The following is a 25,981-nucleotide window of genomic DNA, read 5'->3' as shown; positions in this document are numbered from 1 at the left end:
AAGCTGCGTCGGGCGACGACCTTGAGCTGATCGTCGAGGACGCACAGGACGATGGTCTTCTTGTGGAGGTCGATGCCGACGTGGTGCACGGGAGTCCTCCGGTTCGGTGGGGCAGGAGTTCGGTTCTGCACCTCCAGTCTTCCACCGGCTCGGGGCCCCCGGCCCCGTCGGCTCGACCTCCCCTCTCATAGTTTCATTGTTCCGGGCAAACGGCATCGCATGTTCTTTTCTGGAAATCGGTTGCGTTTCTCGACGCCGAGCGTGCCGAAGCGCACCGATCGACGACTCGAGCCGTCGACCCGAGTTGCCTCGGTCCCCTCCCGACCGCGGACGATCGCCCAAGGCCGGCGCCCCGACCCGGCGCGCTCCTGCCCGGTGCGCCGCGACGGAACGAACCCATTCCGCACTCGAGCGATCAGCGAAAGATTGTTCACAGCAACAATTTGCGTCCGACACCCGCCTCGATCCTCCCGCGCACCGACCGCGTTCCGAAGCGGCCGGAGGGGGATCCGTCGCGGCCTTCCCGGCGTCCTCCGCCGGCCGGGAGGTCGTTCCGGCGCTCGGGCCGATCGCACCCGGCCGGGCGCGCGACCTTGCCCCTCCCGGGGGCGAGGGCTTACGATGGTCGGTCGACCCGAGCACGATGCAACCAATCGCATCGCCCCACCGCCCCCCGCCTCGATGCCCGGCGGTCCGGGCGACCCGACCCGAGCCCTCGGCACGGCATGGAGCCCATGCAGCAGTACAACCCCGCCAACCCCCTGATCGTGCAGGGCGACCGGACCGTCCTGCTCGAGGTCGACAACCCGCTCTACCCCGAGGCGCGCGACGCCCTGGCCCCCTTCGCCGAGCTGGAGAAGAGCCCCGAGCACATCCACACCTACCGGCTCACCCCCCTCTCGCTCTGGAACGCCGCCGCCGCCGGCATGTCGGCCGAGGAGATGGTCGAGGTCCTCTCCCGGTTCACCAAGTTCCCCCTGCCGCCGAACCTCGGGGCCGACCTCGCCGAGATGGTCGGCCGATACGGTCGGGTCCGGCTGGAGCGCGTCGCCGGAGAGCTGCGGCTGATCTCCTCCGACCGCCCCCTCCTCGAGGAGCTCGCCCGCCGCAAGGGGTTGCGCGACCTGCTCTTCCACCGCATCGACGAAACCTCGTTCGCCGTCGACGACTCCCACCGGGGCCTGCTCAAGCAGCAGCTCATCGCCGCCGGCTATCCGGCCGAGGACCTCGCCGGCTACTCCCCCGGCACCCCGCTGGAGGTCGGGCTCCGCGAGGGGACCGCCGCCTCCGGCCGCCCCTTCCACGTCCGGGACTACCAGCGCCAGGCCGTCGACGCCTTCTACGCCGGAGGAGACGCCCGGGGGGGCTCCGGCGTGGTCGTCCTCCCCTGCGGCGCCGGCAAGACCATCGTGGGCATCGCGGCCATGGCCCGCATCAAGACCCAGACCCTCGTGCTGACCACCAGCACCACCGCCGTCGAGCAGTGGCGCCGGGAGATCCTGGACAAGACGGATCTCACCGAGGACCAGGTGGCCACCTACACCGGAGACTCGGACAAGAAGATCGCCCCCGTCACGCTGGCCACCTACCAGATCGTCACCTACCGGCCGAGCAAGACCGGCCCGTTCCCTCACTTCAAGCTCTTCGCCGAGCGCGACTGGGGCCTGATCGTCTACGACGAGGTCCACCTGCTGCCCGCCCCCGTCTTCCGAGTCACCGCCGACATCCAGGCCCGCCGCCGCCTCGGCCTGACCGCCACCCTCGTCCGGGAGGACGGCCGAGAGGACGACGTTTTCAGCCTCATCGGCCCCAAGAAGTTCGACGTCCCCTGGCGGATCCTCGAGCAGAAGGGCTGGATCGCCGCGGCCCGCTGCGTCGAGATCCGGGCCGGGCTGCCCGACCCCAACCGCATGGAATACGCCATCGCCGAGTGGCGCGACAAGTTCCGCCTCGCCTCGGAGAACCCCCTGAAGGATGAGCTGGTCGCCGAGCTGCTCTCCCGCCACGACGGCCCCGAGGACCGCGTCCTCATCATCGGGCAGTACCTCAACCAGCTCCGCCGCCTCTCCGACCGCTTCGACGTCCCCCTGATCACCGGCCAGACCTCCAACGGCGTCCGGGAGGACCTCTACGGCAAGTTCCGCCGCGGCGAGATCCGCCGGCTGATCCTCTCCAAGGTGGGCAACTTCGCCATCGACCTGCCCGACGCCAACGTCATGATCCAGGTCTCCGGCACCTTCGGCAGCCGCCAGGAGGAGGCCCAGCGCCTCGGCCGCATCCTCCGCCCCAAGGGGGGGGACGAGCCGGCCCGGTTCTACTCCCTGGTCTCCCGAGACACCCGCGAGATGGAGTTCGCCCACCACCGCCAGCTCTTCCTCACCGAGCAGGGCTACTCCTACGAGATCGCCGACGCCTCCGACCTGCTCGACGGCCTCGACCTCGGTCCCTGCCCCCCCGGCGTCGACCTCGACGACTCCCCCTCCCGCCCCGTCCCCATCGAGCGGGCCGGCGCCCGGGGTGAGTGATGCCCGCCCTCCGAACGATTGTTCTGGGAGGAGAGCCTGCGGGACTCGTGCTCGTCGCCGGCCGATCCGGTCGAAAGGCCAAGGGGCTCTCCTCCTCCGCCGTCCCCGGGCCGGCAGGGGCCGAATCGCCGGCGCCGGTCCCGCCCCGGAACCCCAGCGGAAGCGGTCCCGGCCCGGAGCCGAGGTTTCCCGGAGGACTCCGGTGACCACCCCGCCGCCTCCCGCCCCCGCCCACTCCCGGGCAGAGCGGAACGTCGCCTCGGACCCGTGACCCCCCCGGCCCATCCCCCCGACGAGTCACATGTCCATGCCCCCGCCGACGACCGCCCGCACGCCGATCAAGCTGCACCGGAACGTGGCCCTGATCCGCACCGAGGACCCGCTTGTCGTCGAGGAGCTGATGGCCCGCAAGCCGCTGGCCCGGCTCATCGCCGGCCGGCTGTCGGAGACGGTCCTGCTCGTCCGGCCGGAGGACGAGACCGCCCTCCTGGAGGAATTGAGGCGCATGGGCCACGCCCCTCGCGTCGTGCGCTGAGATGACTCACCCGACTCCCGACGAACCGACCACCGCCGATCCCGACGTCGAATCCGGGGCCTCCCCCTCGGGCCTCTCCTACCGCGCCGCCGTGGCCGCCGCCGGCCCCGGCCGGCTCCGAGCCATCCTCCGGGAGCTGGGGGTCGACGCCGGCCGTCGCTCCCTCGGCCTGGACGAGGCGCTGCTCGATCGGCTCGACGAGCCCGGGGCGGTCGCCGAGCTGATCGCCTCGATCGGCCCCGACGACCGCCAGGCCCTCGGCCTCTTCGCCCTGAGCCAGACCCCCTGCTGGCCGGCCGTCGCCTTCGGGGAAGCGCTGCTCGGCCTGGGGATCGACCCGTCCCTCGCCCTGGAACGCCCCCTGGCCCTCGGGCTGGTCGCCCCGCTGCCGCCGCCGGCCGACCCGGACGCCCCCGTCACCCCGCTCGACCGCGACCGCGTCCTCGGCATGAGGCTGGTCGCCCACCCCGACGTGCTCGAATCCGCCCGAGTCCTCGCCCCCGGAGGAGACGGCCCGCCGCCGATCGACGAGCCGGTCCACCTGGTCCGCGAGGCCGACGGCCTCGAGCCGGTCCTCCGCCTGGCGAGCCTCTGGCAACTCGCCGACGCGAGCCCCTTCAAGCGGACCCGCCAGGGGGACCTCTACAAGCGCGACCGCCAGCGCCTGGACGAGGACCCGGCCCTCTCCGGTCCCATCGCCGACGTCCTCTGCCCCCCCGACGACCCCGTCTCCCCCTGGCTCCACCTCTCCCGGGCGGTCGGCCTGCTGGTCGACGAACCCAACAGCGACCGCCTCCTGGCCGCTTCCCCCGACTTCTGGTCCGAGCACGGCGTCCACCTTCCCCAGATGATCGCCTCCCGCTGGATCGCCGGAGGAGACCTCCGCCCCGGCCCCGGAGACGACCCCGGGCCGCTGCTCGGCCTCCGCCCCGCCGCCTTGCTCGGCCTGGCCTCCCGGAAAGAGGACCAATGGGTGGCGCTCGACGACCTCGCCGCCTTCCTCAGCTCCCGGATGTCCGCCCCTGCTCCCCCCGATCCCCCCAAGGCCGACCGCCGCCGCAAGGCAGACGACAACGGCCCCCCTCCCGGCGACCCAATGCGGGACGCCCTCCGCGCCGCCCTGCTCGGGCCGGCCTACCTGATGGGCCTGGTCCGGGTCGGCGAGGCCGGCCCGAGCCGCCGGACCGCGGTGCAGCTCACCCCCCGCGGCCGCTTCGTGCTCGGCCTCGGCCCGACCCCTCCTCCTCCTCCCCGGATCGAGCAATTCCTCTTCGTGCAGCCGAACTTCGAGATCGTCGCCTACCGACAGGGGATGAACCCCGCCCAGGTCGGCCGCCTGAGCCGGTTCGCCCGCTGGGAGCAGCTCGGCTCGGCCCTGACGCTTCGGCTCAATTCCGACTCGATCGACCGCGGCCTCGCCTCCGGCCTCTCGGCCGACGAGATCCGAGCCTGGCTCGCCCAGCACGCCGTCCGGCCGCTGCCCGAAGGCGTCTCCGGCGCCATCGCCACCTGGGCCGGCCGCCGCGACCGCCTCACCTTCTTCGCCTCGGCCACCCTCATCGAGTTCGGCTCCTCCGCCGAGCTGGAGGACGCCCTGGCCGACTGGCCCGACGGCCCAGCTCCGGCGCCGATTCGGGTGGCCGACCGCGTGCTGCTCGTCGAGGACGAGGCCGTCATCCCCTTCAAGCGCTTCCGCCTCGCCGGCGCCCGGGACTACCGCAAACCCCCGGAGGCCTGCGTCGAGGTCGGCCCCGACGGCGTCTCGATCGCCGCCGACCCGGCGCGGGGGGACCTCTTCGTCGAGGCCGAGCTTTCCCGGTTCGCCGACCCTCCCGAGGCCGCCCCGGCCGAGGCGACCCTCCGGCGTTGGTATGTCGTCTCCCCTTCCTCGCTCCGAAGAGCCGGGGCCGAGGGGATGACCCTCGCCTCCCTCTCCCAGTGGTTCGCGCACCGCACCGGAGGTCCGATGCCCCCGGCCATCCGGTGGCTCTGCCGAGTCGTCGACCTCGACGGCGACGGGCCGCCTCCCCCTCCCCGCGCCAGCCGCCCGATGCTGCTCCGAGTCGCCTCGGCCGAGGTGCTCGACGGCCTGTACCAGCACCCCGACACCGGCCCCCTTCTCGGCGACCGCCTCGGTCCCACCGCCGCCGTCCTCCGAGGAGGCGACCCCGGCCCGCTCCGGGAGGCGCTCGGCCGGCTGGGCGTCCCCCTGGAGCTGGAATGACCCGGAAGGCCCCTCCCCGGAGGATGCCGGATTCGAGCTCCCGGACGAGGAGTCACGCTCATGACCCCACACTCCTTCATCCGAACTCGGCCCCCCGGGGAGTCGCAAGGCCCCGGCCCGGCGGACCCGGTCCTGATCCCGGGTGTTCCCCGGTCAGCGCGACGGGGCCTCCAGGGCGTGGTCAGCCGGGCGGACGCCCCGGGTGTAGGCGTTGAAGCCGAACGGGGTAGGGTGGTACTCGCCGACGATCTCGACGTCGGTGCCGCCCTCGGGGATCTGGTCTTCCATGCCCAGGCACCAGTACGCCGCGTTGACCACCAGGCGGCGGAGCCCCTCGCTGGCCAGGTCGATCGACGAGCCGGCGGTGGTGGTGACGATCCGGGCGCCGTCGTAGGTGCGCGTCCAGGCGATCGGCATCATCGGGTCGTTCTTCTCGCCCTCGACCGGCGGGTCGGTCGGGTTCATGCCGGAGAGGACCTGGCCGAGGATGATCGGCGTGCAGTCGCCGGGCAAGGGGAGGCGGACGCCGTAGACATCGGTGGGGCCCCAGATGTCGCCGTCGTCGATTCCCCGGGTGATCGGGTGCCCCTCGGCGCCGGGGGCGATGATCCCTCGGGTGCTCTCCTTGCCGTGGGAGCCGTGGTGGCTGATCCAGGTCTCTCCCAGGACCCGGCGGCCGAAGCCGCCCTCCCAGCCCTCGTGCTTGCTGTCCCACGAGTAGCGGCCGAAGGTGGAGTCGGCCGGCAGTTTGAAGGCGTGGGTGGCGGTGCGGAGGCCGATGATGGGCCGGCCGGATTCGACGTAGGCGGCCACGTGTTTCATCTGCTCGTCGGGCAGGTTCCGCATCCGAGTGGCGATGATCATCAGATCGGCATCCTCGAGCGCCTCCAGGCCGGGGATGTTCTCGATGTTGTTCGGGTTGATCTCGCCGGTCTCGGGGTCGATGGCGAAGAGGACGGTGCAGGTGAACCCGTGACGCTTCGCCAGGATCTTGCCGAGCTGGGGCAGGCCCTCCTCGGACCGGTATTCCTCGTCGCCGGAGACAAGGACGATCTGCTTGCCCTTCCCGGGGCCGTCGAACCCGTCGTAGACGACCCAGGGGTCCTCGGCCGAGGCGGGGACGGCCCCGGCCAAAAGCAGGGCGGAGAGCAGGGGGAACCGGAAGCTGGTCAGGGGCATGGGGCCCTCCAGGGTGATTCAGGGATGGCGGATCGCTGGTGGCGAGCCGCGGGACTTCGGCTCGGAACGGAGCCCTCTCAGGATCCTCCCCGCTCCCCGAGGGAGAGCGGGGAGCGGGGCAGGGGGGGGTCAGAGGATCCAGGGGGCGCGGTACTCCTCGGAGCGACGGGCATTGGCCTCGTCATCGTCGAGGAAGCGCTCGGCGTCAGGATCCCACCGCAAGGGGCGGCGAAGCGCGTAGCCGATGACGCCGAGGTGGCAGACGGTGGCGGTCCGGTGGCCGACCTCGGCGGGGGCGACGGGGGTCGCCTCTCCCCGGATGGAGGCGAGGAAGTTGTCATAATGGCTGCCCTGGGCGTCGATGCGATCGGCGTCGTCGGGGAGGGGCTCGCCGATCGAGGAGGGCTCGGCCTCGAACTTCGAGCGGCCGACCCGGATGATTCCCTCGGTGCCCTCGAAGGTGCAGTCGTCGGGGCCGCCGTGGACCATCTCGATGCCGTTGTCATAAACGAACCGGAGCCCGGTCGTCGCATCGCCGTCGGGGGGGTGGATCTCGACCGGGCCGGAGCGGTGCTTCTTGATGGCCCACTGGGCGATGTCGAAGTGATGGGCGCCCATGTCGGCGATGCCGCCGTTGCCGAAGGGGATGTAGCTCCGCCAGTCGGGGAAGAAGTCGTTCACCCCCTTCGGGCAGTAGACCTCGTTGTAGGGAATGAAGGCGGCGGGGCCGACCCAGAAGTCCCAGTCGGTCCCCTCGGGGACCTCCTGCTCAGGAAGGTCGGCGGGCTTGGGAGGACCGCCGACGCCGACCCGGATCGTCTTCACCTCGCCAATGCGGCCGTTCCAGATCAGCTCGACGGCCCGCGTGAAGTTGCCGCCGAACTCGCCGGGGCTGCGCTGCTGGCTGCCGGTCTGGAAGACGATGCCGTTGCGCTCGACGGCGTCCACGATGGTGCGGCCCTGGGCGATGTGATGCGTCAGGGGCTTTTCGCAGTAGATATGTTTTCCGGCGTCGGCGGCCAGGACGCAGGGGATCGCGTGCCAGTGGTCGGGCGTGGCGATGATGACGGCGTCGAGGTCGTCCCGGGCGAGCAGCTCGCGGAAGTCGTGGTAGGTGTCGCAGCCGGAGTGCGAGTCGGTGCCGTCGCGGTCGGCGGTGGCCTTCTCGATGCGGGCCTTGGCGTCGTCGAGGCGGACCCGCACCACGTCGGCCGCGGCGACGACCTGGGCGTCGGGCCGTCGGGCCATCCGGACGGCCAGCCCCCGGCCCTGGATTCCGACGCCGATGACGCCGAAGGTGATCCGGTCGTTCGGGCCCACTCGACGGGGCCGGCCGAAGGCCATCGGCGCCGCCGAGAGGGCAATGCCCGCGGCGATCGAGGAACGGAGGAAACGGCGGCGGGTCGGCAGGGCGATCGGCGAGGATCGGGGCATGGCACGTTCTCCTGGGGACTCGGGCAGCGGGGACTGACCCTTGGCGGGGGCGGCCTCTCCGGCATTAGACTACCGCCGATGCCCGCTGCCAAGGTGCCGGGGCCCGGCGGCGACCCACGCCGATCCCACCAGAGGAATCAATCATGTTTTCGACCGAATCCCAGATGACCCGCCGATCGCTGGGCCGTCTCGGCGCCGCGACGGCGATGGCCTGGACCGTGGCCCGAGCCCTCGCCCCGGCCGAGGCCGCCGCTTCCCCCGCGCAGTCCGGCCAGGAGCGGGCGATCCTCAACCGCTTCCCCCGGATGCTCCAGGACTATTACGTCTCCCGGGTCCGCGCCCTCGACGCCGCTCGGAACCGGGCGATCCGAGCCCTGAGCACGAGAGCGGACGCCGAGCGGTACGTCTCCTCCGTCCGAGAGCGGATCCGAGCCTCCTTCTTCCCCGAATCGACCCCGCCTCGAACGCCCTTGAACCCCCGGGTGACCGGGACGCTGGAGCGCGACGGCTACCGGGTCGAGAAGGTGATCTTCGAGAGCCGGCCCGGGTTCCTCGTGACGGGCAACCTCTACGTGCCGACCGGCCGATCGGGGACGCTGCCGGGAGTCGTCGGCACCTGCGGGCACTCGGTCGAGGGGAAGGCGGCCGAGGCGTACCAGAGCTTCGCCCAGGGGCTGGCCCGGCTCGGCTACGTCTGCTTCATCTTCGACCCGATCGGCCAGGGAGAGCGGCTGCAATACCTGGACGACGCCCTCGGCTCAACCGTCGGCGTCGGCGTCCGGGAACACCTGAAGGCCGGAAATCAGCAGGTGCTCGTCGGCGAGAACCTCGCCGCCTGGCGGGCCTGGGACGGCATCCGGGCGCTCGACTACCTGCTGAGCCGGCCGGAGGTCGACCCCGACCGCGTCGGCGTGACCGGCAACTCCGGGGGAGGCACGATGACCACCTGGCTCTGCGGCCTGGAGGACCGCTGGGCGATGGGGGCGCCAAGCTGCTTCGTCACCAGCTTCCGCCGCAACCTGGAGAACGAGCTGCCGGCCGACATCGAGCAGTGCCCGCCCCGAGCGCTGGAGCTGGGCCTGGAGCACGAGGACTTCCTCGCCGCGATGGCCCCGAAGCCGGTCATCATCCTGGCCAAGGAGCGCGACTACTTCGACGTGCGCGGGTCGATCCTCGCCCACCGTCGGCTGAAGCGGCTCTACACGCTGCTCGGCCGCCCCGATGACATCGGCCTGTTCGTCGGCCCCACCGAGCACGGGTACTCGCAGGAGAACCGAGAGGCCATGTACGGCTGGTTCAACCGGGTGACCGGCCTGGCCGACGTCTCGGCCGAACCCGAGCTGACGATCGAGCCGATCGAGGCGCTGCGGTGCTCGCCGGAGGGCCAGGTCGGCGCGATGGGGTCGAAGTCCATCGTCGCGTTCACCCGGGAGCGCTCCCAGGAGCTGGCCCGAGAGCGGGGCGAGCCGGATCCCCAGGCCACCCGGGAAGCGGTCGCCTCGCTCGTGCCCGAGCCCGAGGGGAGGAGGCTGCCGCCTTACCGGATCCTCCGGCCCGTCTCGGGCCGGGGGTATCCGAACGGAAACGCCGGCGTTTATGCCGTGCCGACCGAGCCGGGCATCGAGGCGATCGTCTACCGGCTCTACGACCGGCCGCACCAGTCCCGGCCTCCGGCCGACGCGACCCGGGCGATCCTTTACGTCTCGGACACGTCCGCCGACGAGGAGCTGCGTGAGGAGCCCCTGGTCCGCCAACTGATCGAGGCCGAGCCCGACTCCGCCTTCTACGCCTGCGACGTGCGCGGGATCGGGGAATCGAGGCCAAACACCTGCGGACTCGACTCTTATTTCACCCCTTATGGCAATGATTATTTTTATGCGGCTCATGGAATCATGCTTGGGCGTCCCGTACCCGCGCAGCGGGCGATTGACGTGCTCCGGGTGCTGGAATGGCTCCGCTCGATCGGCCATGCCGAGATCCATCTGGCCGCCCGGGGCTGGGGAGCGATCCCGGCGACGCTGGCAGCCGTGCGGGACGAGGGGGACGACCTGAAGGCGGTTACGCTCAAACATGCACTCACATCATATTCCAACATCGCCGAATCGGAGCGGTACGACTGGCCGCTCTCGGCGCTGCTGCCGGACGTGCTGAGGAGGATCGACCTGCCGGACTGCTACCGGGCGCTGGGGGCGAAGGGGCTTCGGCTAATCGAGCCGAGGGGGGCGACGGCCGAGGGCTGAGCGAGGATCGCCCGGTCCGTCCGGCCGGGCGGGCGGGCGGCCTCCCCTCGCTCGAGATCGGGCGCGGGGAGGCGACCCGGTCAGCCCCCCGGGGAGGTCGGCACGGCCGCTCGCCGCGTCGGGGTCGGGAGGAGACGATGGCGCCCATGGCGGGCCAATCGGGAGGATTGCCCGAGGTCATTCGCCGGGCTCGGGTTGAGTGATGGAGGTTGACACCCCTGGCCGTCGCTCCTAGAGTTAGACGCTAGGTTTCGACGTGCCTGTCCGCCCGCTGCCCGTCCGCGCACGTCGCCCTTCGCATCGTGGGCGCAACGGATTGCGACCGATCGTGCCGCCCTCGACCCGATCCGTTCTCATCGCGAGACGGCCGATGCAGGAACACCCTCCCCAAGCCCCGAAGCCCGAGGACTCGCCGTCGGCGACCGGGAGCTGGCGCCCGACCGCCGACCGGCCGTCGGCGGTCGGTCCGGATCTGACCGCCGATGAGAGCCCGACGGTGCGCCGGGGGATGGGGATCCCAGCAACTGGCTCCGGCTCCCGGATCGCGATCCAATCCGGCTCCGGGTCGGGGGGAGGGGCCGCTCGGACCTCGATGGAGGCCGGCCTGCCCGGCATCGGCGACCGGCTCGACTCGTTCGAGGTCCAACAGGCCATCGGGGTCGGCGGGATGGGGGCGGTCTTCCGGGCGCTCGACGTGCGGCTGGACCGCTTCGTGGCGCTGAAGGTGCTGCCTCCCGGCCAGGCGCATGAGGCGGAGAACGTCCGCCGCTTCTACCAGGAAGGGCGGGCCGCCGCCCGGCTCGACCACGAGAACATCGCCCGCGTCTACACGATCGGCCAGGATAAGGGGCTGCACTACATCGCCTTCGAATATATCGACGGCACGACGATCCGACAGCGGGTGGAGCAGCACGGCCCCTTGCCGGTGGCCGAGGCGATCAACTTCACGCTGCAGATCGCCGGCGCCCTGGTGCACGCCTCGGAGCGGGGGGTGGTGCACCGGGACATCAAGCCATCGAACATTATCGTCACCCAGCAGGGCCGCGCGAAGCTGGTGGACATGGGCCTGGCCCGACGCTTCGAGCGCGAGGGGGCCGACGACGGCCTGACCCAGAGCAACATGACCCTGGGCACCTTCGATTACATCAGCCCTGAACAGGCGAGGGATCCAAGGTCGGTCGACACCCGGAGCGACCTGTACTCGCTCGGTTGCACGATCTACCACATGCTCACCGGCCAGCCGCCGTTCCCCGGCGGCACGGTGCTGCAGAAGCTGCTCAGCCACCGGGAGGAGCCAGCGCCGGACGTGAGGGTGCTCAACCCGGCGGTGCCGGCCGACCTCTCGGCGATCGTGCTGAAGCTGATGGCCAAGGACCCCGACCGCCGCTACCAGACGCCCGAGCAACTGGTGCGCGACCTGCTCACGCTGGCCGGCGCCCTGGGATTGCGGTCGATCAGCCCCGAGGGGCTGGTCTGGATGAACGCCGCGCCGAGGACGCCGGGCCTGGAACGCCACCTGTTCTGGAGCCTGCCGGCGGCGGGGCTGGCCCTGGTCGTCGGCGTGCTGCTCTGGCTGGGCAGAGAGCCGGAGCTCGACCCGGCCCTGCCGCTTCCCCCCGAACCGTTCGAGCTGGCCGAGACGACCTCGAGCGCCCGGCAGCCGTCCGGGACCTCCTCCGCTCCTGCGGCTCCCGAACGGTCGCCGGCTCCGCCGTCGGCCTCCTCGTCGGGGCCGGGCCTGGCCTCCTCGACGCCCCGCAAGGGGGCCGAGCCGTCGGCGACGGCCTCGGCGCCCCGGGAGGTCTGGGTGCGGGCCGATGAGGATCTGCGCGCGGTGCTCAGGTCGGAGCCTCCCGGGTCGACCATCGTGCTGCGGGACAACGGGCCCTACCTGCTGGAGCCGGCCGCCGGAGCGGCGCCGATCCGGGCCGACCTGACGATCCGGGCGGCGGCCGACACCCATCCGGTGCTCCAGGCCGCCCCCGATGAGGCGTTCGCGGCCGACTCCGGCCCGCTGCTGCACTTCGCCGGCGGCCGGGTGACGCTCGAAGGTCTGACCTTCCGGCTCTCCGGTTCCACCGGGCCGGCGATCCTGGCCGAGGGGACGGCGCTGGCTTTGAGCCGGTGCGACATCCGGGGGGCCGGCCTGCCGGCGGCCGTGGAGCTGGTCGCCCCGGACCTCGAGGCCGACGACGGCCCGATCGGGCCGGATCCCGGCCGCATGCCGGTTCGGCTGGAGAGCTGCACTCTGGCCGGAGGGCGCGTCGGCCTGCTGGCCCGGGGGCCGATGACGCTGTGGCTGCAGGATTGCTCGATCGCCGAGCGCGGGCCGGCCATCTGGTTCAACAACACCTCCGGAACCCCGGCGCCGGTCCCCGATTTCGGCTTCGAGCCGCCCCCCCCCGCGCCTTCGACTCCCGCCGCCCCCCCCGTGCCGGCCCACCTGGTGCTCTCCCACGTCAGCCTGCTGGCCGGCTCCGAGCCGGTCCTGCGCTTCGACGGCACGTCGATCCGGGTCGTGGCGTCGGACTCGCTGGTCGCCCCGCCGCGATCTCCGGAGTTCGGCTCCGGCCGAACCGTCCTGGTGGCGATCGACGACCCGGACCGGCTGAGCTGGATGGGCATCAACAACCTGTACGCCCGGATCGACCAGTACCTGGCCACCACCTCGGGAGGCGGTCGGGCCCGGATCTTCGAGTTCGACGCCTGGGCGGGAGGGCTCGGGATCGCCGAGGCGAGCTCCGCGGCCTCGACCGAGCACGTCTGGGTGGAAGACGACCCCGGAGCCGCCCTGGCCCGGGACGTGCCGCCCGCCCTGGCGTTCCGGCCGGCGATCTTGGGTCCTCGACAGGCGTCCCTCCCCGGACCCGAGCCGGTCCCGGCGGGCTCGAACACCCTGCTCGGCGCTCGCCGAGGCCCCTCGGGGCCGATCGAGCCTCCCGAGACGACGGCCGCCTCGCCCCCGGCCGAGATCGACCCGGCCCGGCTCACCGGCTTCGACCCGGACCCAATGGACCTCGGCCCGATGGTCCTCTCGGCCGTCCCCACCGGATCGGGGCCGGAGCTCGCCTCGACCCCCTCGGCAACCCGATCCCGGCCTGTCGAGCCGGTGGAGGGGGAATTGCCTCCCGGCTACCAGGCGAGCGCCGCCGAGCCGAATCGGCTCGATCCCGCCCCGCCGCCCCGGCCTCCGGCGGCCGAGGCCGAGCCGACACCGGCCTCGGTGGCCGCCTCGGCCACGGCCGAGACAGGCGCCGATCTGCCGATCCGAACGACTCCCCAGTTGCTTCAGCGGCTCGACGCGCTCGGCAGCAGGGGGGGCGTGCTCCGCCTGGCGAGCGACGCGAGGCTCGACCTGCCGGCGGTGGCGCTGTCGGGCTCCGGGATCGTCGAGCTGCTGGCCGAGGCCGGGCCGACCCGACCGCTGCTCCGGTTCCGTCCCGATCCGGCCGACCCGGTCGGGCCGTCCGGGTCGGCGACGATGTTCCGGGTCGATCGGCGAGGAGAGCTGAGGCTCCGGGGGGTGGATCTCGTGCTGCCGGCCGAGGCGGCCCCCGGCTCGGGCTCCTGGGCCGCCTTCTCGCTGGCCCCGGAGGCGACGCTCGACCTGACCGAGTGCACCCTGACGGTCGACGGTCCCGGCCCGTCGGCCGCCGTGCTCGCGACCGCCGACGGGCCAGCGGCCGCTCCGGCCGGCTCCTCCCCCTCCCGGCCCTCGGCAACCGGAGGCGGGGCCGCCGCGGCGGGGGTCCGAGTGGTGGACAGCCTCATCCGGTCGGCTGGCGATGTGCTCGACGTGGCGCCGGGGGCCCAGGCGGACCTGGAGCTATCCAACTCCGTCGTCTCCTGCTCCGGCAGCCTGCTGCTGGGCCGGGGCCGGGCCTCCTGGCCGGCCGGAGACGGGACGGAGCCCCGGCTCTCGCTGGAACTGCGGCGGGTGACCGCCGTGGCCCGGGGCGGGATCGTCCGGCTCGACAGCGCCGCCGACCGTCCCCTGCTGCCGGTGGCCGAGGTCTCCGCCCGGGAGTCGGTCCTCGCCACCGGACCCGGCGGCGGCGCCCTGTTCCGGGTCGATGGACAGGGGGAGTTGGGATCGCTCGGAGATCGGATCCGGGTGGTCGAGAGCCGGGATGTGGCCTACCACCGAGTCGACGAATATCGCCGGGACGAAACCTCGAGGCTGGACCTCCAGCCGATGGTGCTCGACCGAGACGAGTGGTCGCTGGCCGTCGGCCGGGTCGAGGTCGACCCTCGCCACGGCGATGCCGGCTTCCTGAACGAAGACGGCCCGGACACCGACCCGAGGGAGCTGACCCCGGACGACGTGAGGCTCGATCCCGAGGGGATCGCCGCGGAACTCGGTCCCGATCTCGACCGCATCCCCCCGGCGCCGGATCCGGCCGCCGTTGCCGCGTCCGATCCGGCCGCCTCCCCCTCCCGCCCAGGGGCCGAGGTGCTCGACCGGCTCCGCCGGGCCCTGCTGCCCGGCCTGCCCTGATCCCATCCGAGGGGGGTCACGCCCTCCGAAAGGGAGAGTCCTCCAGCGAGATCGCGCGGCCGGTTTCGGCGGCCTGCTGGGCCTTCAAGGCGATCTCGGTGATCCGGCCGGCCTCGATCGGCTCGATCGGAGGCGGCCCCTCTCCCCGGAGCGATCGCAGGAGCCGGGTGAACAGGTCGAGCTGGGGGCGCACCGGCACGGGGCGGGGGCCGTCCGTCGCGGTGGTGAGCGTCAGGCGGCCCTCGGCCAGGGAGAGCTCGACGACCCCCCGGGTGCCGGCCACGCGCAAGCGCTCGTCCCCGTGCGAGCCGGCCCCCTCCGGCCGGAGGTAGTCGAGCGTCACCGAGGAAACGCCTCCATTGCTCATGGTGAACACGAAGCCGGCCTGGCTGGCGCAGGCGGGGAAGTCGGGGTGGGCGGAGGCCCCTTCCCGCCCCGAAACCTCGGTGAAGACGTCGCCGAGGATCCAGTACAGCCAGTCGAAGGCGTGGATGCCGGCCCAGGGGGCGAGGCCGGGGAAGGTCTCCCGGCTGCGGTACCAGTCGGGGCGGGAGGCTCCCCACTTGTAGCTCTTCTGACTGAAGCTCAGCAGCGGTTCGCCGATCGCCCCGGCCCGGACGGCCCGGCGCACCGCGGCCAGTTCGGGGACGGCCCTCATGGTGTGCATCGGCACCAGCGCCGCCCCGGTCCGCTCGGCCTCGCGAATGAGGCGTTCGAGGGTGGGCAAGTCCATCGCCAGCGGCTTCTCGGCCAGCACTGGAAGCCCCCGCTCCAGGCACCGGAGGGTCCAGCCGGGGATCCGGTCGCACCGGGCGGCGACCTGGACGACGTCCAGGAGGGCGGTGTCGAGCAGCTCCTCGGCATCCTCGAAGCGCCGGGTGTCGGCCGAGAGGCCGGGAGCGTGGTCGAACGACCCGACGGTCTCCTCGGGGCCGGCCGGGGCCACGGCGGCCAGGACCAGGCCGGGGACGCGGTCGAGGGCCGCCGCGTAGGAGTGCCAGTGCCCGGTCGCGCCGATCAGTCCCAGTCGCATGGTGATCCTCCCCGTCCCCCCGACACCGGCCCGGCTCGGTCCTGCCCCCATCGCATCACGACCGGCGGGGAAGGGCAACCCCGCGCTCCGACGCCCCCTGGACCCGAGGCTGAGGATCCCCTTCTCCCCCCCAGGCGGCCCGAACCGAGCCCAGAGGCCCCCGGGGCCGTTCGCACGCCGGCCGTCGGCTGGTAGGATGAAGGCCTGGCCCCCTCGGCCCTCCGGACGCAACCGACCTGCCCTCACCCCGCGAACCGGGCCCCCCGCCACGGGACTCCCCAGCGATGATCTACCTGAGCGCCTTCGCCGACGAGATCTCCCCGGATCCGACCGAGCAGCTCGACACGCTGTTGATGCACAGCATTCGCTTCGTCGAGTTCCGGTCCATCTTCGGGATCAACGTGCTCGACCTGACCGACGAGCAGCACGAGCAGTTCCGATCGCTGCTGAAGGAGCGCGGTATGGGCCTCAGCGCCATCGGCTCACCGATCGGCAAGATCAAGGCCGACGAGCCGTTCGAGCCCCACCTGGAGCGGTACGAGATCGCCTTGAAGCTCTGCGACTTCTACGAGTGCCCCCGCATCCGAGTCTTCTCCTACTACATCCCCCAGGGCTCCTCTCCGGCCGACCACCGCGACGAGGTTCTCCGCCGCATGGCCGCCAAGGCCGAGATCGCCCAGCAGCGCGGGGTCACCCTGATGCTGGAGAACGAGAAGGGGATCTACGGCGACACGGCCGACCGGGTGAAGGAGATCCTCGACGCGGTCCATTCCCCCGCGCTCGCCCATGCCTTCGACCCGGCCAACTACCTGGAGGTCGGCCAGCCGATCGACAAGGCCTGGACGATGCTCCGCGACCGCGTGGCCCACTTCCACGTGAAGGACTACGACACGAAGCTCAAGAAGAACGTCCCGGCCGGCGAAGGCGAGGGGGAGATTCCCCGGCTGATCGCCGACGCCGTCTCCCGGGGGTTCGAGGGGTACTGCGTCCTGGAGCCCCACCTGCTGGTGGCCGAGGCCAGCACCGGCTTCACCGGCCCGGAGCGGTTCGGAGACGCCGCCGTCGCGTTGCAGACCTGCCTCTCCCGGGAAGGCGTCACCTACGCCTGAGCCCTCCCGGCGGACGCTCCCGGAGCGATCGGGAGCGTCCGCCGTCGGAGGCCGCTCAGTCGGCCGCTCGCACCGCCTCCGGGTGCCTCCGGGGGCTGAGCATCATGCTCATCACCAGGATGAGGAGCATCACGCCCCAGAAGAACCAGGAGGGCATCTCCAGGTTCCGGGCGATCCAGTCGGGAATCTCCCCCTTCCAGCCGGACGTCAGGCGATGATCTCCCCGGTAGAGGGCGTGGTGGAAGCCCGAGCCGATCAGCTTCAGGCCGATCCAGCCGACCAGGGCGTACGCCCCCAGGGCCAGCCCCTTGAAGCGCTCCAGCAGGAGCAGGAAGTACCCGGCCACGAACCTCATCGTGATGATGCCCAGCACCCCGCCGATGTAGATGACCCACGTCTCCAGCGGGAAGAAGACGACATGCACCTCGCGGAGCCGATCCGGCATCCCGTCGGCCAGGGCGACCGCCGCGAGGATCGAGTCGATCGAGAAGGCGATGTCGGCCATCTCCACGCCCGCCACCGTCGCCCAGAAGCCCCCTCGCCGACCCTTCCTGGTGATGGTGGCGGCGGGAGAAACGGCGGTGGCGGAGGGGGAGTCGGGCTCGGCACCGGCCGCCGTCGGCAGGGCGAGCCCCTCGGCCGGAAGGTCCGACGACGGCTCCAGGGAGTCCTCGTGAGGGGGCTCCTCCCCCCGGATCAGGTGGCGGATCCCCAACTGCAGGAGGTAGAGGCCGCCGATCACCTCGAGCTGCCAGTAGTCGAGGATCGTCGCCGCCAGCAGCACGGCAATGAACCGGAAGAGGAAGGCGCCGATGATCCCGTAGCGCAGGGCCTTCTTCTGCTGCTGCCGGGGCAGGTGGCGCACCATGACCGCCAGCACCAGGGCGTTGTCGGCGCTGAGCAGCCCTTCGAGGGCGACCAGGGTCAGGATCGTGCCCCCGAGGGTCATCCAGTCGGCAGCGGTCAGGGCCTCGATCAAGGCAGCGGACTCCGGGAAGGCGGGATCGCCCGAGGCGGTCGGGACGAGTGCGGGAGGGGGGGGAGGCCCGGCCGGACAGGACGGCTCCGAAACGGCTCCGGGTCGACCTCGATCCCGGCCGGAGAGTTCCATCATGCGGATCGCCGGCCCCGGCGGTCAATCCGTCCGGCGCTTCCCCTCGCCCTCGACCACCCTCGAGCCGACACCACCATGCGCCCAACGCCCCCGACGACCCCCGATTCGCCCCGCCCTCGGGCCGAGACAACGCTCACCGACTGGCCCCCCGCAGGACCCGGAGATACGCTGGAAGAATCGAGCCCCGGCCGGACCCGCTCCCGAACCGCCCCCGACGACCCCCGGAGGGACCGATGCCGACGCCCCGACCCTGGTTGTCCCCGCCTTCGAGCGCGATCCTCCCGGTCCCGCTGGTCCTGCCGCTGCTGCTGATGCTGCCGGCAGCCTCGGCGCTCGCCGACGACCCGAAGCCCCGTCCCGCTCCCGAACCGCCGGCCCCCGATCCCGCCGTCGAGGCCCCCGCCCCGGAACCGGCAGGCCAATCGCAGGACGCCGGCGAAACCGAGGCTCCGTCGGATCGACCGAGAAGGGTCGGCCCGGTTGTCCGATCGGCCGAGGAGGCGGCGGCCCTGCTCCGCGACCCGTCGGAGGATCCCTACGAGGAGGCGATCGACTGGCGAACCGTCCCCCCCTGGCAGCAGACCTCGTTCTACGGCCTCCGGGCCCGGGGGACGTTCTTCGTCTTCGTCGTCGACTGCTCCGGCAGCATGGCCGACGACCTGAGGCTGATCCGGGCCAAGCAGGAGCTGCGGCGGAGCATCGGTGCCATGCGCTTCCCCCAGCGCCACCTGGTGATCTTCTACAACGACCGCCCCATCCCCATGGCCGGCGGCGTCCCCCGATCGGCGGAGCAGCGCGACAAGCAGGCCACCTTCTCCTGGCTCGGCTCGATCGACGCCGAGGGGGGCACCGACCCGAGAGGAGCCCTGAATCTCGCCGTCGGACTCCGCCCCGACGCCGTCTTCCTGCTCTCCGACGGCGAGTTCCCCCCCGGCACGGTCGACGGGATCTCGAAATTCAACGGGGGTCGGGTGCCGATCCACTGCATCGACCTGGCCGGCGGGGGCGGCGCGGAGCAGCTCCGGGCCATCGCGACCACGTCGGGGGGGCGGTATCTGCTGAGAAGGTGATCGGGGAGGATGGGGCTCGCGGAGGGGAGCGATGACCGGCCGTCCGGAACCGCGGAACGCGGCCTCGGCTCTGGCCTCTCCCGACGGCGTCTCGCCGACCGGAATCACTGGCCCGCCGACCTCGAGCCGTTCGGCCCCCCTCGGATCGGCAAGCCTTCGGGGAGGGGGCGGGCGGCGACGGTGAAGCCAAGCTCGTGCAGGGCGTCCCAGAGGCGGCGATAGAGGGGGAAGCCGTCGGGGTAGACCCAGAGGGTGATCGTGGTCCGGTTGGGGTTCAGGCGGTGGATCACCCGGCCGAACTCGGCGGCGGGGGAGAAGGCGACCTCGAACGGCTCTCCTCGTCCCGATCGAACGGGAACGATTTCGAACCCTCGGAGGCCGTAGGAGGCGGCGACGGCGGGACCCGACAGCTCGGAAACCAGGCCGATGCCGGTGGGCCCGACCTCGTAGGAGAGGGAGAAGGAGCCGATCGGCCCGACCGTGCCCGAGATCGTCCGGGCGGACGGCCCGGCCATGCGGAGGCGGAGCCGGGCGTCGTCCTGGGCCTGCTCCAGCAGGCGATCGAGGTCGATGTACGCGACGCGATCGCCGCGGACCTCGAAGTGGTACTCCTCCCCCGAGACGACCTGAGCAACCGGACTCTGGCTCGAGTTGAGCGCCTCCCTCGGCCTCGGGGCGGCCTCGATGGCGGCGATGACCCGGGAGAGCCGGTCGACCTCGGCGCGGAGGGCGGCGACGTCGGCCCGGGCGGCGGCGACGCGCTCGGCCTCGGCCCGGGCGCGCTGGCCGGCCTCCATGACCTCCCGGTCGGCGGCGAGGACCTGCAACTCCGTCTCCTCGAGCGCTGACGAGAGGCGGGCCTCCTCCGCCTCGGCCGAAGCCAGGGCCTCCCGGGCCGCTTGCAGCTCCGCCTCGGCGGCGGCCAGGGCCTCGGGATCCGGGCCCGGCGGCTCGGGCTCGGGCTCGGGCTGCGGATCGGGGGCGACGGCAACAGCAACGGCTTCCGGGGCTGGATCGACGGGGCCCGGCTCCGGGGAGGGGGCCTCCTCGGCCGGCCGGGGCTCGGCGATCTCGGGAGCCTCGGGGTCCTCGGCGACGGCCGAGGCGGTCGCCTCCGGAGCGGGGTCGGCCTCGGGGATGACGTGCATCCAGGCGCCGACACCGACGAGGACCAGCACCAGGCCGGTCGCTTCCAGGAGGACCCGGGAGAGCGACCCCGAAGATCGGGAGGGGGACCGCGATCGGGTCGAGGCTTGGGCAGTCATCACCAGCGCTCCGATCCGAAGAGGGAGAAGGTGCGGGGCTCAGTCGCCTGCCACGAGATCGGCCAGTGCGGGGCGGCCAGCTCCACCTGGGACCGGGCCGTCCAGTAGAGGCCGTAGCCTCCCCGCTCGACGAGGAACCGCACCCTCGGCACCGGGGAAGCGGCCGGCTCGCTCCTCCGGGAGTTCGCCAGCACCCGCCGCAGGGTCGTCACCAATCGGCCGTCCTGCTCCTTGACGACCTGCTCGGACAGCTTGAACCCGCCCGGGTGGATCGTCACCCCCTTCGGGCCACAGGCGACGACCAGCTCGATCGTCCTGCCCGCCCCGGCCAGACCCAGGCCGAGCCCCCGGCCGTCGGAGGTCCCGTCCCCCGGCGACCCGAGCCCGGAGGCTCGCGACGGCCCGGACCTCGGCCCTCGGGGCTCCACCGAGCCTCCCCCCGGGCCGGAGGCTCCCGGGGACGGCCGCTCGCCGGCCTCCGGAGCGCCGCCGCCGGGGCCCCCCCCGGCGGCCGCGAGTTCCGCGAGGGTCCGGCTCAGACCGCCCCCGGGAGCCTCCCCCGGATCGCCGTCTTGCCCGCCGATCCCGGTCCCCCCGCCGCCGGGAAGGCCCGGCGAGCCCGTCCCGGCCATCGTCGAGCCAGGGGCTCCTTCCCCGGCCGGAGCCCCCTCGGAGCCAGGCCCCAGGCCCGCCGCATCCTCCAGACCCTCCGGCACGATCGGGATGACTGCCCGACGGCCGCCAACCTCGGCCGGGTCCGCGACGAGGCCTCCCTCGTGCGATGAGCCGAGCCCTCCGCCGGACGACCCGCCTCGGACGACCGCACCGTCCCCGGGCCCTCGTCCCCCGAGGCCCGGCCCGGCCGGCCCGGCCGGGAACAGATCGTCGAGGCTTCGCATCGTCTCCACCAGCTCTTCCGGAGTCGGCGGGGCCGGGGGGAACGTTCCGCTCCCCGGAAGGCCGCCGCCTCCCCAGCCGATCGGGCCTCTGGCCGGCTCGCCTCCCAGGCCGGCGGAGGCGACGGGGTCGGCCGCCATCTGGGACTCGAGCGTCTCCCAGATGGTGGGGTCGTCCCAGTCGGGGTACTCGATCTCCCAGTCCTGGTCGACCAGCTCGTAGCCGTAGGGGACGCCGTTGGCGTCGAGGGCGGAGCGGGCCTCGTAGAACGGCCGGATGCCGTCGGGGCGGACGACGAACAGGACGTAGGGCTCGACGGGAACGCCGTCGGGAGCCCCGCGGGCCTGAAGGATCGCGGCCAGCCGCTTGACCGCGGCGCCGAAGGGACCGGAACGGCCGGACGAGGCCATCAGCTCGACGAGCGAGAAGCTCATCCCGCCCGGCTCGAGCGAGGCCGAGCCGTTGCGGCACTCGACCGGGATAGGCCGACGCCAGGTGCCGCTGGGGCCTCGGTACGGGAGGATCGCGTAGCCGGGGCGCTCCAGGGCCTCTTGGCGGCGACGCTCGGCCTCGGCCCGCTGGCGCTCGAGCACGTCTCGCCGCAGGGCGGCCCGGTGCAGCTCGGCCTCCAACTGGTCGGCCTCGGCGGCCAGCGCCGCTCGGCGACGATCGGCCTCACGAGCCTCGGCCAGCGAGCGATCGACCCGATCAGCCTTCTCCTCCAGCTCATCGCGAAGGCTCGCCAGCCGGCTCCTCATTCGACCGATCCGATCGGCGAGCGTCCGGCGCTCCTGGTCGATCCGGGCCAGCGCCTCAACCGTCGGGTCGATCTCCGGCTCGACCGGCTCCGAAGCGACGATCGGGACGGGATCGACTTCCGGTTCCGGCTCCGGTTCCGGTTCCGGCTCGGGCTCGGGTACCGGCTCGGGCTCCGGGGCCCGCTCCGGGGCGGGGGGGGCCGGCCCCGAGATGGCCACTGGAGGAGGAGCCGAAACCCGGGCATGCGCGGCGATCAGCAGGGCGCACGCCCCGGCCGTGGCGAGCGTCATCAGCAGCACGCCCAGCAGCTCCGCCGCCAGGGTCGTCGCGCCTCGACCTCCCCCCCGCGCCGGGACGGGCTCCTGCTCGGGGCCGTCGCGATCCATGACGCCTCCCCCTCCTGGTCCCTGCGAATCGAGACAGGCCATCCAACCCGTCCCCTGCTTCCATCGGAAAGGCGGCGAAGCTGCCTTTAGTGGAGAGGACGGGTATGGGGGAGAATCTGACTACGATCACCGAAAGCAGGGAAGCTGGGGAAGCGAACGAGGAGAGGTCGACCGCCGCGCGCTCGGGGATCGTCGCCGGCGGCGAGGAGTCGTGCCGGGGAGGGGAGGAGCCGGGAAGGCCGGGGAGGCCGCCGGGGAGATGATCGGTCCCGGGGCTCGGAGGCTGGCCTTGCCCCCGGCCGTCCTCTTCCCGGGAGGAGGGAAGAGGAGCGCGGTCGGGGGGAGGCCCGGGGCTCGCTCTCGGCAGGCCCGACGCGAGGGCCGGCCGCCGGGAGCGGGGGGTCAGGGTCAGTCCAGCGCGATGGTGACGGTCTTGTACTCGAGGTAGTTGTCCAGCGCCTTCTCGCCCAGCTCTCGGCCGATGCCGCTGGCCTTGAAGCCGCCGAAGGGAGCGGCGGCGTCGAAGACGTCGTAGCAGTTGACCCAGACGGTGCCGGCTCGGACGCGGTCGGCGATGGCGTGGGCCTTGGTGATGTCTCGGGTCCAGACGGCGGCGGCGAGGCCGTAGTCGGTCGTATTGGCGCGGCGGACGACCTCGTCGATGTCCTTGAACTTGAGAACCTGCATGACGGGGCCGAAGATCTCGTCGGTGGCGATGGCCATGTCGTCCTTCACGTCGGCGAAGACGGTGGGCTTGATGAAGTAGCCCTTGTCGCCGAACCGCTCGCCTCCGGTCACGCAGCGGGCCCCCTGCTGCTTGCCCTTCTCAATGTAGCCGAGGATCTTCTCGAACTGCTCGCGGTCGACCTGCGGCCCCTGCTCGGTGTTGGGGTCGAACGGGTCGCCGAGGCGGCGATTCAGGCTGCGCTCGGCCATGCGGTCGACCATCTGATCATAAACCGATTCCTCGACGAACAGCCGGCTGCCGGCGCAACAGCACTGGCCCTGGTTGAGGTAGAGCCCGAGCATGGCGCCATCAACGGCCTTCTCCAGGTCGGCGTCGGCGAAGACGATGTTCGGGCTCTTGCCGCCCAGCTCCAGGGTGACGCGCTTCAGCGTGTGCGACGCATTGCGCATGATGAGCTTGCCGATCTCGGTCGAGCCGGTGAAGGCGATCTTATCGACGCCGGGATGCTCCACCAGCGCCGCTCCGGCGGTGGGGCCGAACCCGGGGACAATGTTGATGACCCCTTCGGGGAAGCCGGCCTCCATCGCCAGCTCTCCCATTTTCAGGCAGGTCAGCGGGGTCTGCTCGGCCGGCTTCATCACGATGGTGCAGCCGGCGGCCAACGCGGGCCCCCACTTCCAGGCGACCATGAGCATCGGGAAGTTCCACGGGATGATCTGCCCCGCGACCCCGACCGGCTCGGGCTTGGAGTACGAGAAATAGTGGCCCCGGACGGGGATGGTCTTGCCGTGGATCTTGTCGGCCCAGCCGGCGTAGTAGCGGAGGCAGTCGACCACCAGGGGAAGGTCGCCGTTGCGGGCCTCGTTCAGGGGCTTGCCGTTGTCGAGGGTTTCCAGCTCGGCGAGCGCATCGATGTCGCGCTCGATCAGGTCGGCGAGCTTCGCCAGGAGCTTGCCGCGGTCCCGGGCATCCATCGAGCGCCAGGGGCCGGAGTCGAATGCCTTGCGCGCGGCCTGGACGGCGAGGTCGATATCGGCGGCGTCCCCCTCGGCGACCCGGGCGATGACCTCCTCGGTCGCCGGGTTGATCGTCTCGAAGGTCTTGCCGCTGAGGCTGTCGCGCCACTGGCCGTCGATGAGCATCTTGGTCTGCAAGGAGCGCTGAAGCGCGGGGCGGGCCTCGGTCGCCGTGGCCATGAGGGGCCGTCCTTTCCGGTTGCGGTGCGGGGTGGGCGGAGAGGGCACCGATCCCTCCCGGCGGCCGCCGGGGAGGGGCACAGCTGCTTCAATCTTACCGGCGGGACCGCGCTTCACAACCCGCCGGTCGAACCGCTTCGGAACGATCGCCGCGTCGCGGATCGGGAACGGGCTCGCACTCCTCCGGCAAGGCTCGAGAACGATCTGTTTAAGCAAGCGTTGCAGCTCAAAAATAGTCTTAATTTATTTGATTATTATATTTGCAATTTGTTATTTTTATTTTTGGAAGGTTTGCACGAAAGGGCTGACGGGAGTTTGCGCCGAGGAGTGCGGTTCTTGCTTACCCGGCACTGCGCGATGTGATAGAGTCGGGGCGCCGGCGTGGGGTCACGCCGGGCCTGGATGCCATCACTCCACGTGACGCTTGGAGGCTAGTTCTCATGGCTCAGGAACGCTGCGACGAGCCCCGCATCGACACCCTCTCCCGCCGCCAGTTCGTCCGGGCGGTGGGCGGCGCGGCCGCGATCGGAGGGCTGGCGCCGCTGGTCGGCGGCTCCATCGCCCGAGCCGGCGACGGCCCGACGGCCAGCAGCGCGGCCGAGACGGCCGCCGCCCGACTCTATCAGTCGCTCAGGCCCGAGCAGCGCGAGGTGCTCTGCTTCCCCTACGACCACGAGCTGCGCCGGAGGATCAACGCCAACTGGGCGATCACCGAGCCGACCATCGGTGAGCTGGACACCGAGCAGCAGATGCTCGTCGAGGAGGTCGTCCGAGGAGCCACCAGCCCCGAGGGGTACGACCGCTTCCGGATCCAGATGGACCAGGATTCCGGCGGCTTCGAGGAGTACCACATCGCTCTGTTCGGCGAGCCGGGCACCGACACCTTCGAGTTCGAGATGACCGGCCGGCACCTGACCCTCCGCGCCGACGGCAACTCCAACCCCGGCGCCGCCTTCGGCGGGCCGATCGTCTACGGACACGGCGAGGGAGACGCCAAGAAGGGCCTGCCCGGCAACGTTTTCTACTACCAGACCGTGAAGGCCAACCAGGTCTTCGGCGCCCTGGACGGCAAGCAGCGCGAGCTGGCCCTCGTCGCCGAAGCCCCTCGCGAGAGCGCCGTCGAGTTGCAGGGCGAGGGCGGCACCTTCCCGGGCATCTGCTTGTGCGAGCTCTCGCCGGACCAGAAGGAACTGGTTTCGTCGGTCATCCGGGTCATCCTCGACCCGTACCGCGCCGAGGACGTGGAGGAGGCCATGTCGATCATCGAGGCCGGCGGCGGGCTCGACGCGCTGCACATGGCCTTCTACAAGCAGGACGACCTGGGCAACGACGGCGAGTGGGACATCTGGCGGCTGGAGGGGCCGACCTTCGTCTGGCACTTCCGCGGCGCTCCTCACGTTCACGCTTATGTGAATATCGCCAAGAAGGTCTGATCCCGGGCTGATCGCCCCCGGCCCGTTGGGCCGCCTTCGCGACACGGGCGGCCCATCGCGGTCGGGGCCGGGTCCGGGGCCGGCACGGTCCCCGATCGTCGCCGGGCTCGTCGGGAATCCGACGGGTTTGCGGCGCGTCTTCATCCCGAGGCGAGGGCGTCTGCGACTCCGGGTTCGGCGGGCCGGCCCATCCCGTCCGCTTGCTTGGCCCCGGCGCGATCTCCCCAGGAGCGGGGGCCGGTCCGCCTCGGGTCGTGGCCCGGAGAAGCAGACGGACTCCGATCCGATCGACCGGGGGGATCGGCTCCCCGTGATCGTCTCCGGTTATCATGTCATCATGAGCAGCCGGCCCCAGCGCGGGACTCCGGAGGGAGCGGGACCTCCCCCCCAGGAGGG

Annotated in this window: 15 protein-coding genes; 8 read left to right on the top strand and 7 right to left on the bottom strand. The window is 72.0% G+C overall.

Features of this window, described 5'->3' with window-relative positions:
• The first annotated feature begins 725 nt into the window (after positions 1–725).
• The 3 genes from TsocGM_RS21635 to TsocGM_RS21625 all read left to right on the top strand — a co-directional run bounded on the left by TsocGM_RS21635 (position 726) and on the right by TsocGM_RS21625 (position 5,284).
• Positions 726–2,525, top strand: coding sequence for a DNA repair helicase XPB (locus TsocGM_RS21635; protein WP_126727548.1), 1,800 nt, complete (start codon positions 726–728; stop codon positions 2,523–2,525).
• A gap of 307 nt (positions 2,526–2,832) precedes the next feature.
• Positions 2,833–3,060 carry a hypothetical protein gene (locus TsocGM_RS21630; RefSeq protein WP_126727547.1) on the top strand — a complete coding sequence of 76 codons (228 nt, stop codon included), beginning with the start codon at positions 2,833–2,835 and terminating at the stop codon, positions 3,058–3,060.
• Between the two features lies 1 nt (position 3,061).
• Positions 3,062–5,284, top strand: coding sequence for a helicase-associated domain-containing protein (locus TsocGM_RS21625; RefSeq protein WP_126727546.1), 2,223 nt, complete (start codon positions 3,062–3,064; stop codon positions 5,282–5,284).
• Positions 5,285–5,437: 153 nt separating this feature from the next.
• On the opposite strand, the gene TsocGM_RS21620 is transcribed toward TsocGM_RS21625, so the two are convergent.
• Both TsocGM_RS21620 and TsocGM_RS21615 read right to left on the bottom strand, forming a co-directional pair.
• Positions 5,438–6,463 (bottom strand): ThuA domain-containing protein, encoded by a 1,026-nt coding sequence (locus tag TsocGM_RS21620; RefSeq protein ID WP_126727545.1) that lies wholly within the window; start codon positions 6,461–6,463, stop codon positions 5,438–5,440.
• Between the two features lie 129 nt (positions 6,464–6,592).
• Positions 6,593–7,897, bottom strand: coding sequence for a Gfo/Idh/MocA family protein (locus TsocGM_RS21615; RefSeq protein ID WP_126727544.1), 1,305 nt, complete (start codon positions 7,895–7,897; stop codon positions 6,593–6,595).
• A gap of 143 nt (positions 7,898–8,040) precedes the next feature.
• Here TsocGM_RS21615 and TsocGM_RS21610 point away from each other — a divergent pair, with 143 nt between their 5' ends.
• Entirely contained in the window at positions 8,041–10,137 is a 2,097-nt protein-coding gene (locus tag TsocGM_RS21610; protein WP_126727543.1) for an alpha/beta hydrolase family protein, read from the top strand.
• Positions 10,138–10,729: 592 nt separating this feature from the next.
• On the top strand, positions 10,730–14,635 hold the full coding sequence (locus TsocGM_RS21605; RefSeq protein ID WP_233579090.1) for a serine/threonine-protein kinase: 3,906 nt from the start codon (positions 10,730–10,732) through the stop codon (positions 14,633–14,635).
• A gap of 16 nt (positions 14,636–14,651) precedes the next feature.
• On the opposite strand, the gene TsocGM_RS21600 is transcribed toward TsocGM_RS21605, so the two are convergent.
• Positions 14,652–15,668: a Gfo/Idh/MocA family protein gene (locus TsocGM_RS21600; RefSeq protein ID WP_126727541.1), complete on the bottom strand. Its 1,017-nt coding sequence runs from the start codon at positions 15,666–15,668 to the stop codon at positions 14,652–14,654.
• Positions 15,669–15,952: 284 nt separating this feature from the next.
• Here TsocGM_RS21600 and TsocGM_RS21595 point away from each other — a divergent pair, with 284 nt between their 5' ends.
• Positions 15,953–16,777: a sugar phosphate isomerase/epimerase family protein gene (locus TsocGM_RS21595; protein WP_126727540.1), complete on the top strand. Its 825-nt coding sequence runs from the start codon at positions 15,953–15,955 to the stop codon at positions 16,775–16,777.
• A 55-nt stretch (positions 16,778–16,832) separates the two neighbouring features.
• On the opposite strand, the gene TsocGM_RS21590 is transcribed toward TsocGM_RS21595, so the two are convergent.
• Complete coding sequence (locus TsocGM_RS21590) at positions 16,833–17,726, bottom strand: TerC family protein (protein WP_449342999.1); 894 nt, start codon at positions 17,724–17,726, stop codon at positions 16,833–16,835.
• Positions 17,727–18,124: 398 nt separating this feature from the next.
• Between TsocGM_RS21590 and TsocGM_RS21585 the strand changes: the two genes are divergently transcribed.
• Complete coding sequence (locus TsocGM_RS21585) at positions 18,125–18,961, top strand: vWA domain-containing protein (RefSeq protein ID WP_126727538.1); 837 nt, start codon at positions 18,125–18,127, stop codon at positions 18,959–18,961.
• Positions 18,962–19,065: 104 nt separating this feature from the next.
• On the opposite strand, the gene TsocGM_RS21580 is transcribed toward TsocGM_RS21585, so the two are convergent.
• The 3 genes from TsocGM_RS21580 to TsocGM_RS21570 form a co-directional block, all read right to left on the bottom strand.
• Positions 19,066–20,226, bottom strand: a complete 1,161-nt coding sequence (locus TsocGM_RS21580; protein WP_126727537.1) for a hypothetical protein — start codon at positions 20,224–20,226, stop codon at positions 19,066–19,068.
• Positions 20,226–22,268, bottom strand: a complete 2,043-nt coding sequence (locus TsocGM_RS26265; protein WP_158633695.1) for a hypothetical protein — start codon at positions 22,266–22,268, stop codon at positions 20,226–20,228. Before TsocGM_RS26265 ends, TsocGM_RS21580 begins: the two co-directional genes overlap by 1 nt.
• A 408-nt stretch (positions 22,269–22,676) precedes the next feature.
• A complete protein-coding gene (locus TsocGM_RS21570) occupies positions 22,677–24,152 on the bottom strand; it encodes an aldehyde dehydrogenase family protein (protein WP_126727536.1) in 1,476 nt (491 codons plus the stop codon).
• Between the two features lie 440 nt (positions 24,153–24,592).
• Here TsocGM_RS21570 and TsocGM_RS21565 point away from each other — a divergent pair, with 440 nt between their 5' ends.
• On the top strand, positions 24,593–25,585 hold the full coding sequence (locus TsocGM_RS21565) for a DUF3500 domain-containing protein (RefSeq protein WP_126727535.1): 993 nt from the start codon (positions 24,593–24,595) through the stop codon (positions 25,583–25,585).
• The last annotated feature ends 396 nt before the right edge of the window (positions 25,586–25,981 follow it).

It is taken from the genome of Tautonia sociabilis, from assembly GCF_003977685.1.
Classification (GTDB): domain Bacteria; phylum Planctomycetota; class Planctomycetia; order Isosphaerales; family Isosphaeraceae; genus Tautonia; species Tautonia sociabilis.
Note: the sequence above shows the minus strand (reverse complement) of the source record. Positions and strands in the feature narration are given on the sequence as shown.